This window comes from Streptomyces millisiae (assembly GCF_031845425.1).
GTDB classification, from domain to species: Bacteria; Actinomycetota; Actinomycetes; order Streptomycetales; family Streptomycetaceae; genus Streptomyces; species Streptomyces millisiae.
On the sequence record NZ_JAVREM010000066.1, the window covers coordinates 1 to 14370 of the forward strand.

Below are 14370 nucleotides of genomic sequence, written 5' to 3' on the forward strand. Positions count from 1 at the left end.
GGGATCGACTCCCCCGAGGCCGGCGGCCGGCGGGTGGTCACGAGAGGTCGGGGGGCCGGACCGGCCCCGGAGGGCTGAGGGGGCGTGGGGGGAGCGTGGGGATCGCGGGCGGGGCGGGCGGCATCGGTGGCACGACCGGCGGCCGGGCCCGGCGCCCCCGTCGCGGCGCCTGCGGCTGCGGCTGCGCCGCCTGCGTCGGTGGCGGCCCCTGCGGCCTGGGCGGCGTGGGTGGCGTGGGTGGCGTGGCCGGCGGCGGCCCCGGCGCCGCCGTGGTCGGGCGGCGCGGCACGGCTGACCTGGGCGGCGGACGGTCCGACGCGGCGGCCGGCGGCCGGCTCGGCGCCGCGGCGGAGGCCGTCGACGCCGCGGACGACCGGCTCGGCGCCGTGGCCGAGGCGGCGGACGCGGCCGGGCGGCGGCCCGAGGCCGCCGACGCGGCGGCTGCCGCGGCGGCGGGTGGGCGGCCGCGGCGGAGCCGGCGTGGTGGGGGCGCGGCCCGGCGCCCCGCGAGGATCTGGCGATCGAGCCAACGCGCGGCTCGTTCCCATGGACTCCCCGAGTCCGACCCGGAACCCTTTCCGCCGGTGACGCCGGAGAGGGGGGCGAGGGGAGCCTGGCCCCTGGCCCGGTGTCGCGTGCCGCGGCGCCGGGTCGGGGCCGGGTACTTCCGGGCCCAGCCGCCGTCCCTGGCGAGCCAGAGTCGGATCTCGGCACCGCCGAGCACCGAGCGACCGATCCGCAGGTCACCGCCGGTGGACTCGGCGAGGCGGCTGGCGATGTCGAGGCCGAGCCCGGTGGAGCCGGGGCCGCCGTCGCCCTCGCCGCGCCGGAGGGCGGCCTCCGGGTCGGCGATGCCCGGGCCGGCGTCGGAGACCAGCACGATGACGGCGTCCGCGGCCCCGCCCGCACGGTACATGTCGACGGCGAACGCGGTGCCCTCGGGCGTGTGCCGGAACACGTTGCCGAGCATCGCGTCGAGCGCCGCCGCCAGGTCGGCCCTGGCCACCGGCACGGGGACGGGTTCCTCGACGCCGGCGACCCTGACCTCGCGTCCCTCGTCCTCCGCGAGCGCGGACCAGAACTCCATCCGGTCCATGATCACCTCGGCGGCGTCGGTGACCTCGCGCGGCCGGCCGTCGGGAACGGCGTCGCGGTGGGCGCGCGCGGTGCGGATGATCTGGTCGACCTCGCCCTCCAGTTGCTCGACCGCGTGCCTGGTCTGCTCGGCCGCGTCGCCGTCGCCGAGCGAGGCGGCGTTGAGCCGGAGCACGGTGAGCGGGGTGCGCAGCCGGTGCGAGAGGTCGGCGGCCAACTCGCGTTCGGCGGCGAGGAGTCCGGCGACCCGGTCGGCCATGGAGTTGAACGAGGAGGCGGCGGTGCGTAGTTCGCCGGGGCCGTCCTCGGGCACGGGGACCCGCACGCCGAGTCGGCCCTCGCCGAGTTCGCGGCTGGCCTCCGCGAGTTGCTCGATGGACATCACGGTGCGGCGGGCCAGCCGGTCGGCGATGGCGGCGGAACAGACGACGAGGGCGAGGCCGACGCCGGCCAGCACGAGCCAGGCGACGGTGACGCCCTCGGCGAGTTGCTCGGTGGGCACGAAGACCTCGATGAGCGCGGTGCGTCCGCCGGCGAGTGGGATCGGTTGGACGAGCGCTACGCCGCCGACGACGTCGACCCGCTCGACCGCGCCCGACTCGGCGACGGAGTGCAGGAGTTCGGGGAGCGCCCGGTGGCGGCCCAGGGTGTCGAGCGGTTCGCCGTCGCGGCCCGGTAGGTCGATCGTGATCCGGCCCTGGGCGCCGGCCTCGGTCTCGGCGACCGCGCGCTCCAACTCGTCGGCGTCGCGGGCGGTCACGACAGCCGGCGCGAGCAGCGCGGCCTGTCGTTCGGCCGCCGAGATGGCCCGGTCGAAGGCGACGTCCCGGACCACCATGCCGAGTGGCACGCCGAAGGCGACCACGACCATGGCGGTGACGGCGAGGAACCGCCTGATCAGGGACCACCTCATGCCGGTGGCTCCAGTTTGACGCCCACCCCGCGCAGCGTGTGGAGGTAGCGCGGGCGGGCCGCCGTCTCGCCCAACTTGCGGCGCAGCCACGAGAGATGGACGTCGATGGTCTGGTCGTCGCCGTATGACTGGCGCCAGACCTGGGTGAGGAGTTCCCTGCGGCTGACGACGACGCCTGGCCGCTGGGCGAGGAAGGCCAGTAGGTCGAACTCACGTCTCGTCAGGTCGAGTTGGGCGCCGTCGAGTTGGGCGAGTCGGCGGAGCGGGTCGACGGCCAGGCCGCCGACCCGTAGGACGCCGTCGCCGCCGTTCCCGCCGCCCTGGCCGTTCTGGCCGCCGGCCCCGCCGGCGCGGCGCAGCACCGCGGCCATCCGGGCCGAAAGGTGTTCCACGGAGAAGGGTTTGACGAGGTAGTCGTCGGCTCCGTCGTTGAGCAGCCGGACGATCTCACCCTCGTCGTCGCGGGCGGTGGCGATGATGACGGGCACGTCGGTGACGCCGCGGAGCATCTTCAGCGCCTCACGGCCGTCCAGGTCGGGGAGGCCGAGGTCGAGGATCACCACGTCGAAACCGATCTGGGCGACCTCGCGCAGTGCCTGGAGTGCGGTGCCCACGCTTCGGACGCTGTGTCCCGCCTCGGTGAGATGCCGGATAAGGGCGGATCTCACAAACTGGTCGTCCTCCACAACAAGCACATGCGCCATGCGCGGCACCGTACGCCATTAGAGTGACGCCGATGCACCGGTTTCTGGTCCGCGTTGGGAAGGCCGCCGCCTGGGTGATTTCGACCGGGGCGGCGGTGGGTGTGGCGTGGCTCGGCGTGCACGCGGTGCTGGGCGCGGCCAGCGAACCGCCGCGCGCCGTACAGGTTTCCGAGGACGTCTCCGACGGCCCGCCGGAAGCCTCGTCGACGCGCCGTCCGCGGCCACCGGACGACCACGAATCGTCGGAATCCTCCATGGAATCCGGTACGTCCGGCATCGAGACGGTCAGTACAACGGGCGGAGAGGTCGTTCTGTTGATCGGTCCGGACTCGGCCGAGCTCGTGTCGGCCGTCCCCAAGCCCGGCTGGGAGGTCAGAACGCGGGAGCAGGAGGGTCTCATTCGCGTGATCTTCACTGATGAGGAGGGGCGGCAGGCGTCCGTGACGGTGTTGTGCGCGTGGCGGGACGCGCCTCCGGAAATTCAGACGTATCGGGGCTGAACACCCGTCAGCGCGTTGCCGACAACGGCCGAAAATCGCCTACTCGAAGGATCCGTCGGGCGGCGGAGGCGACGCGACGGCTGTGGCATCGGTCACAGCGGGGGCGCCGCCGGTGAAGTCGACGAGCTCGCGGCCCGCGAGCAGCCTGGCCGGCTGCGGGTCCCCGGCGCAGCGGCGAGTCAACTCGGCGGCGGGCAGCGGTACTTCGGCGGCGAACAGCACCCCGTTGCCGAACCGCCGCCCGCGCAGCACGGCGGGCTCGACGGCGAGGCAGACGGCGGCGAAGCGGTCGATGGCCGTCGCGGTCTGGGCGCGGAGATGGGCGAGCGGCGGGCCGTCGGTGACGTTGGCCGCGTACCAGCCGTCCGGGCGCAGCACTCGGCGAACGTGGTCGAGGAACTCGGCGCTGGCGCAGTGCGCGGGGGTGCGGGCGCCCTGGAAGACGTCGGCGATGACGAGATCGGCCCAGTCCTCGGGGAGCCGGTCGAGCAGGGCGCGGGCGTCGACGGCGCGGACCCTGACCCTGGCCCCGTCGGGGAGCGGGAGTTCCCGGCGCACGAGGGCGGTGAGCGCGGCGTCGGGCTCGGCGACCTGCTGGTTCGAACGCGGCCTGGTGACGGCCGTGTAGCGGGCGAGGGTGAGGCCGCCGCCGCCGAGGTGCAGGACGTCGATCGGCCGGCCGGGGGACGCGACGAGGTCGATGGCGTGGCCGATGCGCCGCTGGTACTCGAAGACGAGCCGGGTGGGCTCGTCGAGGTCGACGTGCGACTGCGGGGCGCCGTCGAGCAGCACATGCCAACCGCGCGGCCGGTCCACGTCGGGCACGAGCTCGGCGAGCCCACCGCCCACGTCCTCACTCACCACCGGCCGCCCACCGGCGCGCCGCGATCTCCTCTTCACCATGCGAACAGTCTGCGACGCCTTGGCCGCGACGACCTCACCGCCGCGGCCTGCGCGGCGGCGCGAGCCGCCACGCCCAGCGCGCGGCGGGTGCGCTGCGGGTGCGCTGCGCGCGGCCGGGGCGCTGCGCGCGGCTAGCGCTGCGCGGCCTCTGGCCGCCGGCCGGCGTAGCTGCGGCGCTGACCGCGCGGGCGTAGGCGGCCTCCGGCCGCCACGCCCAGCGCGCGGCGGGTGCGCTGCGCGCCGCGCCTGGCCGCCGCACGGGCGCGGGGCCCTTGGAGGTGCGAGCCGCCGGAAGCAGGAGCGGACCGTGCAGACCGGCGGCGATGGGTCAGAGCGGTGGGCGTGGGGAGCCGGGTGTCGGCAGGTGTGGGCGGCAGCGGTCGACGACCGCGAGCATGGTGACGGCTTCGTTCAGGGCGGCGCGGAGGCGGTCGGGTTCGGTGGCCTGGCGGACGGCGTGGTCCGGCGGGACGAGCCAGCGGGTGCCGGTGACCGGCGGGGAGCCGCGGCGGGCGCCGGCGTAGGTCTGGGTGCACGCGCTGCCCGGCAGGTCCCAGCGCTCGGCGGTGCCCGGCGGCACGATGAAGCCGAGCGTGTCACCGGTGCGGTCGTGCAGCACGGGTCCGATGCCGTGGCGCAGGCGCAGCAGATCGACGGCTTCGAGACCCTCGCGCGCCGGCACGGTGACCAGATCGCAGGGGACCGCCTCACCGGTGTCCGCCATGGGGATTCCTCTCCTCGCGCTTCGTCGGTCGGTCGCGGTGTACAACGGCCGTAGCGCGTCAACGGCTACGGCCTGGCACCGCTGAAATGGTTGGCAGTTCATGGCAGATCACGGGTGAGATATCCGGTTTGTAGAGAAACCTGCCGTAGTGACACCACACCAGCGGGTACGGTCTCGCGCATGGCGACGTCACCATCCGCGTCCCGCCCGGCCGGTCCCAACCGGCTTTTCCGGGAGCTGCGGGGGCAGTTGTCCCCCGGCGAGTTCGCGGCGGCCGTGCGGCGCGCGGCGCGTGAGATCGGCGAACGGGTCTCCTGTGACGCCCGGTACGTCGGGCGGGTGGAAGCGGGCGAGATCCGCTGCCCTAACTACGCGTACGAACGGGTATTCCTTCATATGTTCCCCGGCCGCTCGCTGGCCGATCTGGGCTTCGAATCCCGCGAGACGGTTCGTGGCCGGCGAGCGGGCGCAGGGCCTGACTCCGGCTCCACCGGCCCGCGCCCGCGCTCCCCGCACCCCGCGCACCCCACCCCGATCACCGACGACCCGGAGGAGGGCGACGTGCTGCGTCGCGCGTTCATGACCGGCGGTCCCGCCGCCGTGGCGAGCCTGACCACCCCGCTGTCCCCCCTGTCCGCCGGCACCGCGGCGGCGGCCGCCGGCGGCGGCCGTCCCGGCGAGCGGGAGGCGGCCTGGGTGCACCGGAAGGTCACCGAGATCCGGCTGCTCGACGACAGACACGGCGCCGACACGCTCTTCCGGGTGGCGGGGGAAGCCCTGCGCTCGGCCTACCAGTTGGTGGACACCGGCGCCCGCCGGGCCGCCGTCAACGACCGGTTGCAGTCGGGCGCCGGCGAACTGGCCATCTCCGTGGGCTGGTTGGCCCACGACTCGGGCCGGCTCGCCGAAGCACGCTCGTACTACGCGGAGGCCCTGGCCACCGCCCGGGTGGGCGGCGACGCGGCACTGGAGGCGCACGCCTTCTGCAACACCGCCTTCCTCGCCAGGGACGCGGACTGCCCGCGGGAGGCGGTGCGCGCCGCGCAGGCCGGGCAGCAGGCGGCCAGGGCGCTCGGCCTGCCGCACCTGACCGCGCTGCTCGCGCTGCGCGAGGCCGGCGGCTGGGCGGCGCTCGGCGACCGGGGCGGCGCCGAGGCGGCGCTCTCCCGGGCGGTGGCCGCCTTCGAGCGCGGCCACGGCTCGGCGGAGGCGGCGCCGGAGTGGATGTCGTTCTTCGGCGACGCCGAGTTCGCCAGTCAGCGGGCGGGCTGCTGGGCGGCGCTCGGCAGGTGGGCGCGGGCCGCCGCGGCCTCGTCCGAGGCCGTGACGGCGGCGCTGCGCACGCCGCACTTCGCGCGCAACATCGCGCTGTACTCGGTGGAGCACGCCGAGCACCTGGTGTCCGCGGACCGGCCCGAGGAGGCCGCCGCGCACGCCGGGCGCGCGGTCGACCTGCTCGGCCAGGTCAGCTCGGGGCGGATCAGGACGATGCTCGACGCGCTGGCGGCGCGGCTGCGGCCGGCCCGCCACGACTCGACGGTGGCCGGCTTCCTCGACCGCCGCGCCGAGTGGGCGGCCGGCTGAGCGCGCCACGGTCGGCGCCCCTGGCCCGTCAGGCGCCGACCGGCTGCCGCGGCGCGCCGCGCTCGTCCCCGGTCAGCCTGATCGGCTCGATCCTGCCCATGACCAGCAGGTAGTTGAGCGCGCCGACCAGGGCGATGCCGCCGATCACGAAGAGCGGGACGACGAACGAACCGGTGGCGTCCACCAGCGCGCCGATCGCGATGGGCGAGAGGATGCCGGCGAAGTTGGACGCGAAGTTCTGCAGGCCGCCGATGGAGCCCACGTGCCGGGAGCTGGGCGCGACGTCGCCGGGGAGCGACCAGATGCCGGTGCCGGCGACGGTGAGGCTGCCGTAGGCGAGGGAGAGCAGCGCCAGGGCCATCCACGCCTCCGGGACCAGCGCCGCGAACATGATCACCGAGCCGCCGGCGAGGCCCCCGACGATCACCGTCTTGCGCACCCGCGTGACGGAGACGCCGCGGCGGATCGCCCGGTCGGCGAGCAGCCCGCCGGTCCACCCCGAGAACACGGCGAAGATGCCGGGTATCGCCCCGAAGAAGCCCAGCTCCAGCAGGTCGAAGCCGCGCTCGTCGACCAGGTAGGACGGGAAGAACGTGATGAAGAAGTAGATGACGGAGTTGAGGCAGAAGAACCCGAACATCATGCTGAGGACGGTGCGGTAGCGGAAGAGGGAGCGCCACGGGATCCGCCGCGCGTCCTCCGGGTCGGTCTCGGCGGTGCGGGCGCCGCCGGCCTCCAGGTACGCGACCTCGGCGGCGTTGGCCCGCGGGTGCTGGCGCGGGTCGCGGTAGATCCGCCACCACACCAGCGCCCAGCCGACGCCGAGGGCGCCGATGACGACGAAGACGGCGTGCCAGCTGAACACGGCGATGATGGCGGTCACGATGGGCAGCGCGATGACGGCGCCGACGCGGCTTCCCGAGTCCCAGACGCTGGTGGCGAAGCCGCGCTCCTGGGTGGGGAACCAGGTGGCCGTGACCTTCGCGGCCGAGCTGGGGGCGGGGCTCTCGCCGGCGCCGAGCAGGAAGCGGACGGTCAGCAGCGACCAGAAGCCGCGGGCCAGCGAGGTGAGGGCGGTGAACACCGACCACCAGATCGCGGCCAGGGTGAAGGAGCGCCGGGGGCCGACCTTGTCGACGTACCAGCCGGCCGCCAGCTGGCAGGCGTCGTAGGCCCAGAAGAAGGCGGCGAACACCAGGCCCTCCTGGGTGGCGCTGAGCTCGAACTCCTCGCCCATGAACGGCAGGGCAACGCTGAGGCTGGCCCGGTCCAGGTAGTTGATGGAGAGACCGACGAAGGCGACCCAGATGATCAGCCAGCGCACCCGCGTGGCCCCGGCGGGTGGTCGCGTCGACCGCTGCTGTGTCTTCGTCATCGTCGACTCCTTCGTCATGGTGCAGGTAGTGCGGGTGGTGCCAACTGGAGCCGAATCATCTGATGACTGGCGGCCGGATGCAACGGTTACCGCCGAGTAGTTACCGCATTCGGGGCGCCTTCATCTGACGTTTCCGATTCTCCGGGCGCCGAGTCGTCTGACGAATACGCGGTAGGGTGGCGGCTGTGACAAGCGGTAACCAGGCTCGATCGCAGACCGACGTGGTGGTCGACGGCATCAAGCGCATGATCATGGGCGGCGAGCTGGCCGCCGGCGCCCGGCTGCCCGTCGAGAAGGACCTGGCGGCCCTGCTCGGGGTGTCGCGGAGCTCGCTGCGCGAGGGGGTGCGCGCGCTCACCGTGACGGGGGTGCTGGAGACCCGGCAGGGCGCCGGCACCTACGTCACCGCGCTCGACCCGCGGATCCTGATGAGCCCGATGACCTTCCTCGTCGACCTGCAGCGCCCGGAGAGCGTGATCGAGCTGCAGTCCGTGCGCCGGGTGCTCGAGGTGGAGGCCGCGGGCCGCGCGGCGCTGCGCGTCACCGAGGCCGAGCTGGCCGCCGCCGAGGAGATCCTCGCCTCGATGGACGAGCTGCTCAGCGGCCCGGGCCGTGCCTCGCACGAGGCCGTCATGGAGGCGGACATCGCCTTCCACCGGGTGATCGCCGGCGCCTGCGGCAACGCGACGCTGGAGGCGCTGATCGAGGCCCTGGCCAGCCGGACGGTCCGGGCGCGGCTGTGGCGGGCGATCAACGAGGAGGGCACGGAGCTCGTCACCCACCGCGAACACCGGGCGATCCTGGCCGCGTTGCGGACCGGGGACCCGGACGCGTCCCGGCTGCGGATGGGCGTGCACCTGCTCGCGGTCGAGCAGTACCTCACCGCGAGCCTGGGCCCCGGCGCCGGTCAGGCGCCGGAGGAGCCGGCGGCACCGGCCCAGTAGGCGCCCGTCGGGTAGGTGTGGGCGGCCACCGAGTCCGCGCGCATCTCCGCGCTGTACCCGGGGCGGCTCGGGAGGGTGTAGGCGCCGTTCTCGACGACGCAGGGGTCGACGAAGTGCTCGTGGAGGTGGTCCACGTACTCGGTCACCCGGTCCTCCAGCGTGCCGGACACGGCGACGTAGTCGAATATCGACAGGTGCTGCACGAGCTCGCACAGGCCGACGCCGCCGGCGTGCGGGCAGACCGGCACGCCGAACTTCCGCGCCATCAGATAGACGGCGAGGATCTCGTTGACGCTGGCCAGCCGCGCCGCGTCGAGCTGGCAGTAGTCGATCGCCCCGGCCTGGAACATCTGCTTGAACAGCACCCGGTTCATGCCGTGTTCGCCGGTCGCCACGCCGATCGGCGCGACGGCCCTGCGGACCGCGGCATGGCCGAGGACGTCGTCGGGGCTGGTGGGCTCCTCGATCCACAGCGGCCTGAACTCCGCCAGCGCGCCCACCCACTCGATGGCCTGCGGCACGTCCCAGACCTGGTTCGCGTCGATCATCAGCTGGGCGTCGTCCCCGATGACCTCGCGGGCGATGCGCAGCCGGCGGATGTCGTCGTCGAGGTTGGCGCCCACCTTCAGCTTGACGTGCCGGTAGCCGGCGTCCACCGCCTCCTGGCAGAGCCGCCGCAGCTTGTCGTCCGAGTACCCGAGCCAGCCGGCGCTCGTGGTGTAGCAGGGGTAGCCGGTCTCGGCCAGCTCGGCGACGCGCGCCTCCCTGGTCGGCGCGAGCTCGGCCAGCAGGGCCACCGCCTCGTCCCTGGTCAACACGTCGGAGAGGTAGCTGAGGTCGGCGACGTCGACGAGCTCCTCCGGCGTCATGTCGACCAGCAGGCGCCACAGCGGCTTGCCCGCCACCCGCGCCGCGAGGTCCCACACGGCGTTCATCACGGCGGCCATCGCGAGGTGTTCGACGCCCTTCTCCGGGCCGAGCCAGCGCAGCTGCGAGTCGGACTTCAGGTGCCGGTAGACGCCGCCGAGGTCGGCGACGACCTCCTCCACGCTCATCCCGACCAGCGGCAGCCCCCGCTGCTCGGCGGCGAGCACGCAGACGTCGTTCCCACGGCCGATGGTGAAGGTGAACCCGTACCCGGAGAGCGCCGGGTCGTCGGTCCTGATGACGACGTAGGCGGCCGAGTAGTCGCCGTCCTTGTTCATGGCGTCGGAGCCGTCCTGGGTCAGGGACGTCGGGAACCGGACGTCGGTCGCCTGGACGCTGACGATGCGGGCCATCACTTCTCCACTCTGGGGGCATAACGGTGCGCCTCGCAGCATAGATCCGATGACTCGCCGAGTACAGAGCCAGCCCATCAGGCAATCCCCGCGCAAGCACCGGACAAGTTTCCCTGATTCATCTGATGTATCGGCCGGTTCCTCGTGTACGCTGCCCGCTGCACGGACCACGACGTACGCGAGGGGAGCCCATCCGGTGCTGACAGCCAACTACCTCGGGAACCGCGAGATCGGCATCCGCGAGACCGAGCCCGAGCCGCCGGGGCCAGGACAGGTGCGGATAGCCGTCGCCTACACCGGGATCTGCGGCACGGACCTGCACGTGCTGCACGGCGCCATGGACGCCAGGGTGCGCGTGCCGGCCGTCATCGGGCACGAGATGAGCGGGGTGGTCGCCGACCTGGGCGAGGGCGTCACCGGCTGGCGCGTCGGCGACCATGTCACGGTCATGCCGCTCGAATGGGATGGCACCTGCCCCGCCTGCCTGGCCGGCGACGAACACGTCTGCCAGAACCTCACCTTCATCGGGCTCGACTCCCCCGGCGCCCTGCAACGGCTGTGGAACGTGCGGGCCGACCACCTCGTGGCCCTGCCACCGGAGTTGCGCCTCGACCACGCGGCGCTCGCCGAGCCCGTCGCGGTGGCCGTGCACGACGTGCGCCGCGCCGAACTCGCCCCGGGCGACCGTGCCGTGGTCCTCGGCGGCGGCCCGATCGGGGCGCTGATCGCCCTGGTCGCGCGCCACGTCGGCGCCGAGGTGGTGGTCGTGGAGCCGGACGCGGGGCGGCGCGCGACGGTCGCCGGGCTCGGCCTGGCGGTGCTCGACCCGGGTTCCACCGACCTGGTGGCCCGGGTCACCGAGTGGACCGGCGGCGCCGGCGCCGACGTCGTCTTCGAGGTCTCGGGCGCCGCCGCGGCCGTCCTCGGCGCCACGGAGCTCGTGAAGGTCCGCGGCACCCTCGTCGTCGTCGCCATCCACCCGGAACCCCGGCCGGTCGACCTGCAGCGGGTGTTCTGGCGCGAGCTGCGGATCCTCGGCGCCCGCGTCTACCGGCGCGCCGACTTCGAGCACGCCGTGGAGCTGCTCGCCAGCGGCGTGATCCCGGCCGACCGGATCATCAGCCGCGTCGAGCCCCTCACCGAGACCGCGCGGGCCTTCGCCACGCTGGAGGCCGGGCAGGCGATGAAGGTCCTCATCGACGTGGCCGCGACGGGAGCCGAGGCATGAGCGAGACCACACCCTTCGACCTCACCGGCCGGACGGCCGTCGTCACCGGGGCCCGCCGCGGCATCGGCCTCGCCATGGCCGAGGCCCTGGCCCGGGCCGGCGCCGACATCGTCGGCGTCAGCGCCTCGATGGAGCCCGACGGCGGCGAGGTGGCGCGCCGCGTCGCCGCCGCCGGCCGCGCGTTCACCGGCCTGCGCGTCGACTTCGCCGACCGCGCGGCGGTCACCGAGCTCGCCGAGCGGCTGGCGGGGACGCGCGTCGACATCCTGGTCAACAACGCCGGCACCATCGAGCGCGCCCCCGCCGCCCACCATCCGCTCGAACTCTGGGACCACGTCATCGCGGTCAACCTCTCCAGCCAGTTCGCGCTGACCCAGGCCGTCGGCCGGTCGATGCTGGAGCGCGGCCGGGGAAAGGTCATCTTCACCGCCTCGCTGCTCAGCTTCCAGGGCGGCATCAACGTGCCCGGCTACACCGCCTCGAAGTCCGCGATCGCCGGCCTCACCAAGGCCCTGGCCAACGAGTGGGCCCCGCACGGCGTCAATGTCAACGCCATCGCGCCCGGCTACATCGCCACCGACAACACCCGGGCGCTCCAGGACGACCCGGACCGCAGCCGGGCCATCCTCGACCGTATCCCCGCCGGCCGCTGGGGCGCGGCGGACGACCTCGGCGGCGCGGCCGTCTTCCTCGCCAGCCGCGCGTCCGACTACGTCTCCGGGGTCGTGCTGCCCGTCGACGGCGGCTGGCTCGGCCGGTGACCCGCTCCCGGCACCCGCCGGATCAGCCGCCGACCTCCAGGTGGCCGGTGTCGTTCCAGCGCTCGATGGCCGGCTCGCCGTAGGCCCAGGACAGCGCGCAGAGCGCGGCCGCGTCCAGGCGCAGCCGGGCCGCGAAGCGCACGTCCTCGCCGAGCCAGCGGGCCGCGATGGCGCGCAGCACGTGGCCGTGCGCGAAGAGCACCGCGTCGCGCTCGGCCGCGCGCGCCCAGGCGACGACGGCGTCGGCGCGCGCCGAGAGCTCGGCCATCGTCTCGCCGCCGGTCACGTCGTCGCGCCAGATCACCCAGTCCCCGCCGCGCCGGGCGCGGATCTCCTCGGTGGTCAGGCCCTCCTGGTCGCCGTAGTCCCACTCACGCAGCGCGTCCCACTCGGTGACGCGGTCGCCGAACCCGGCGAGCTCGCAGGTCTCCCGCGCGCGGGACAGCGGGCTGCTGCGCACCTCGGCGCCCGGCAGCCCGTGCCACGGCGCCTGGTGCAGCCGGGCGCCGAGCGCCTTGGCCTGGGCGCGCCCCTCGTCGAGCAGCGGCACGTCGGTGTGGCCGGTGTGCCGGCCGGACACCGACCAGGCGGTTCTCCCGTGCCGGACCAACACGATGCGCGCTGCCATGACCGTCCTCTCCGTCTGTCTCATCTGTCACTCATCATCCCGCACGCAACCGGGGAGGGCTCCCCAGGCGTCCTTCCCCCCGTGCCTCGGCTTACGGTGGTGTTCATCACAAGACCGTGAAACGCCGAGAACATGAACCCGACATGAAGCCGACGCGAGTGGGGAGTCTGAGTCCGCATGCCCCGTGACCGGCCACGCTGGTGGACCGAGCTGCTGCTGATCGTGGTCGTCTACGGGGCCTACACCGTGGCCCGGCTGCTGGCCCGCGGCAACGTGGGTACCGCGGTCGACAACGGCCTGCGCATCCTCCGCATGGAGAACGCGCTGTGGCTGCACCCCGAGGTCCCGCTCAACGAGTTGTTCACGCAGGAGGCCTGGATCGGCGTCCCCTCGTCGTTCGCCTACGCCTCGCTGCACTACATCGTGACGCCGGCCATCCTGCTCTGGCTCTACCGCCGCCGGCCCCCGCACTACCGGCTGATGCGCACCTGGCTGCTGGTCTCCACGCTGCTCGGCCTGGCCGGCTTCACGCTGCTGCCCACCAGCCCGCCCCGGTTGCTGCCCGGGGACTACGGCTTCGTGGACAGCCTGGCGCAGTACGCGGCGTACGGCTGGTGGACGGACGACGCCAGCGCGCCCAGCGGGATGGGCGACTTCACCAACCAGTACGCGGCGATGCCGAGCCTGCACGTCGGCTGGTCGCTGTGGTGCGGCGTGGCGCTGTGGCACTACGGCGCCCGCACCCCGCTGGTGCGCGCCCTGGCGGTGGGCTACCCGCTGATGACCACCATGGTGGTCATGGGCACGGCCAACCACTACTTCACCGACGCCGTGGCGGGCGCCGGCGTGATGGTGATCGGGCTGCTGCTGGCCCGCCCGCTGCTGCGGCTCGCGGACCACGTGCGGCGGCGGTTCGGCTGGTCGGACCCGGTGCCGGGCGCGGAGCAGGCGGCCCGGCCGGCCGGCGCCGAGGGCGTCAGGCCGCCGCGGCCGCGGGACGGCAGGGCCGCCGAGTGGCTGCCCGAACACAGGCGGCTCGGCGGAACGTCACGGCACAATGGAGCGGCGCGGCGGGAGCAGTTGGCGCCGCCGTCCTGAGACCGGCCTCGGCCGGTCGGTCCGGCGAGGCCAGGCACGTCCAGGCAAGTCCAGGTAAGGAGAGCGTCCGCATGTCCGATTCCGGCAAGGCGCCCGAGCCGCCGCGGTACCGGCGCCCGGCGGCGCTGTTCTTCGAGCCGCCCGCCGAGCAGCAGGACGAGGAGCACTTCTTCGCGCTCGAGTCGATCACCGAGCCCGGCGAACTGCTCGACCGGGCGACCGAGCTCGCGGTGGCGTTCCAGGCCGCCGCCGACCGTTCGGTGGAGTTTCAGGCGATCGCGGCCGCCCGGCTGGCCGATCCCGGGCGCTTCGACCGGCTGCCGGCGGCGGCCGTCGCGGAGCGCGCCGGGTGGACCGAGGACTACGCGGTCAAGATGATCGAGTTCGGTCGTGAGCTGCTGCGACGCCGTCCCGAGAGCCCCTCCTAACCGATTTTTGTTCCGTCGGATCGGGGTGCTAGAGTCTACGACGTCAGCAGGCGCCGCTAGCTCAGTTGGTTAGAGCAGCTGACTCTTAATCAGCGGGTCCGGGGTTCGAGTCCCTGGCGGCGCACCTGATGGGAGGCCCCCAGCAGCCGAGAGGTTGCTGGGGGCCTCTCCGCTTGTGAGGCACGCCTCCGGCGCCCGGGAGCCC

At 73.9% G+C, this 14370-nt stretch carries 13 protein-coding genes, 1 tRNA gene and 1 pseudogene; 8 read left to right on the forward strand and 7 right to left on the reverse strand.

The window, feature by feature from the left end; translation table 11 throughout:
- Positions 1 to 616: 616 nt before the first annotated feature.
- Together RNC47_RS29910 and RNC47_RS29915 are read right to left on the reverse strand one after the other, a co-directional pair.
- Positions 617 to 2008, reverse strand: a pseudogene (locus tag RNC47_RS29910) (ATP-binding protein); the annotation flags it as partial.
- Positions 2005 to 2712, reverse strand: a complete 708-nt coding sequence (locus tag RNC47_RS29915; RefSeq protein WP_311603202.1) for a response regulator transcription factor — start codon at positions 2710 to 2712, stop codon at positions 2005 to 2007. The gene RNC47_RS29915 and the pseudogene RNC47_RS29910, both read right to left, overlap by 4 nt.
- 32 nt (positions 2713 to 2744) lie before the next feature.
- On the opposite strand from RNC47_RS29915, the gene RNC47_RS29920 reads away from it, so the two are divergent.
- The gene (locus tag RNC47_RS29920) at positions 2745 to 3212 is read left to right on the forward strand and encodes a hypothetical protein (RefSeq protein ID WP_311603204.1); all 468 of its coding nucleotides are present in this window, start codon (positions 2745 to 2747) and stop codon (positions 3210 to 3212) included.
- Positions 3213 to 3251: 39 nt separating this feature from the next.
- On the opposite strand, the gene RNC47_RS29925 is transcribed toward RNC47_RS29920, so the two are convergent.
- Both RNC47_RS29925 and RNC47_RS29930 read right to left on the reverse strand, forming a co-directional pair.
- A complete protein-coding gene (locus RNC47_RS29925) occupies positions 3252 to 4115 on the reverse strand; it encodes a spermidine synthase (RefSeq protein WP_311603206.1) in 864 nt (287 codons plus the stop codon).
- Between the two features lie 328 nt (positions 4116 to 4443).
- Positions 4444 to 4839, reverse strand: a complete 396-nt coding sequence (locus RNC47_RS29930) for a hypothetical protein (RefSeq protein ID WP_311603207.1) — start codon at positions 4837 to 4839, stop codon at positions 4444 to 4446.
- A 180-nt stretch (positions 4840 to 5019) separates the two neighbouring features.
- Between RNC47_RS29930 and RNC47_RS29935 the strand changes: the two genes are divergently transcribed.
- A complete protein-coding gene (locus tag RNC47_RS29935) occupies positions 5020 to 6423 on the forward strand; it encodes a hypothetical protein (RefSeq protein WP_311603209.1) in 1404 nt (467 codons plus the stop codon).
- A gap of 28 nt (positions 6424 to 6451) precedes the next feature.
- Here the strand turns inward: RNC47_RS29935 and RNC47_RS29940 are convergent, their stop codons facing one another.
- Complete coding sequence (locus RNC47_RS29940; protein ID WP_311603211.1) at positions 6452 to 7798, reverse strand: MFS transporter; 1347 nt, start codon at positions 7796 to 7798, stop codon at positions 6452 to 6454.
- Positions 7799 to 7983: 185 nt separating this feature from the next.
- Here RNC47_RS29940 and RNC47_RS29945 point away from each other — a divergent pair, with 185 nt between their 5' ends.
- Entirely contained in the window at positions 7984 to 8742 is a 759-nt protein-coding gene (locus tag RNC47_RS29945; protein WP_311603212.1) for a FadR/GntR family transcriptional regulator, read from the forward strand.
- Here RNC47_RS29945 and RNC47_RS29950 read toward each other — a convergent pair.
- Positions 8706 to 10022, reverse strand: coding sequence for an L-fuconate dehydratase (locus RNC47_RS29950; protein WP_311603214.1), 1317 nt, complete (start codon positions 10020 to 10022; stop codon positions 8706 to 8708). The two genes, RNC47_RS29945 and RNC47_RS29950, sit on opposite strands and share 37 nt — an antisense overlap.
- Before the next feature lie 196 nt (positions 10023 to 10218).
- On the opposite strand from RNC47_RS29950, the gene RNC47_RS29955 reads away from it, so the two are divergent.
- Entirely contained in the window at positions 10219 to 11250 is a 1032-nt protein-coding gene (locus RNC47_RS29955) for a zinc-dependent alcohol dehydrogenase (protein WP_394814910.1), read from the forward strand.
- Complete coding sequence (locus RNC47_RS29960) at positions 11247 to 12011, forward strand: SDR family oxidoreductase (RefSeq protein WP_311603216.1); 765 nt, start codon at positions 11247 to 11249, stop codon at positions 12009 to 12011. Before RNC47_RS29955 ends, RNC47_RS29960 begins: the two co-directional genes overlap by 4 nt.
- Before the next feature lie 22 nt (positions 12012 to 12033).
- Here the strand turns inward: RNC47_RS29960 and RNC47_RS29965 are convergent, their stop codons facing one another.
- Positions 12034 to 12639 (reverse strand): histidine phosphatase family protein, encoded by a 606-nt coding sequence (locus RNC47_RS29965; protein WP_311603217.1) that lies wholly within the window; start codon positions 12637 to 12639, stop codon positions 12034 to 12036.
- Between the two features lie 177 nt (positions 12640 to 12816).
- Here RNC47_RS29965 and RNC47_RS29970 point away from each other — a divergent pair, with 177 nt between their 5' ends.
- The 3 genes from RNC47_RS29970 to RNC47_RS29980 all read left to right on the forward strand — a co-directional run bounded on the left by RNC47_RS29970 (position 12817) and on the right by RNC47_RS29980 (position 14289).
- Positions 12817 to 13737, forward strand: a complete 921-nt coding sequence (locus RNC47_RS29970; protein ID WP_311603219.1) for a phosphatase PAP2 family protein — start codon at positions 12817 to 12819, stop codon at positions 13735 to 13737.
- Positions 13738 to 13808: 71 nt separating this feature from the next.
- A complete protein-coding gene (locus RNC47_RS29975; protein WP_311603222.1) occupies positions 13809 to 14165 on the forward strand; it encodes a hypothetical protein in 357 nt (118 codons plus the stop codon).
- Positions 14166 to 14215: 50 nt separating this feature from the next.
- Positions 14216 to 14289, forward strand: a tRNA-Lys gene (locus tag RNC47_RS29980).
- Positions 14290 to 14370: the final 81 nt, after the last annotated feature.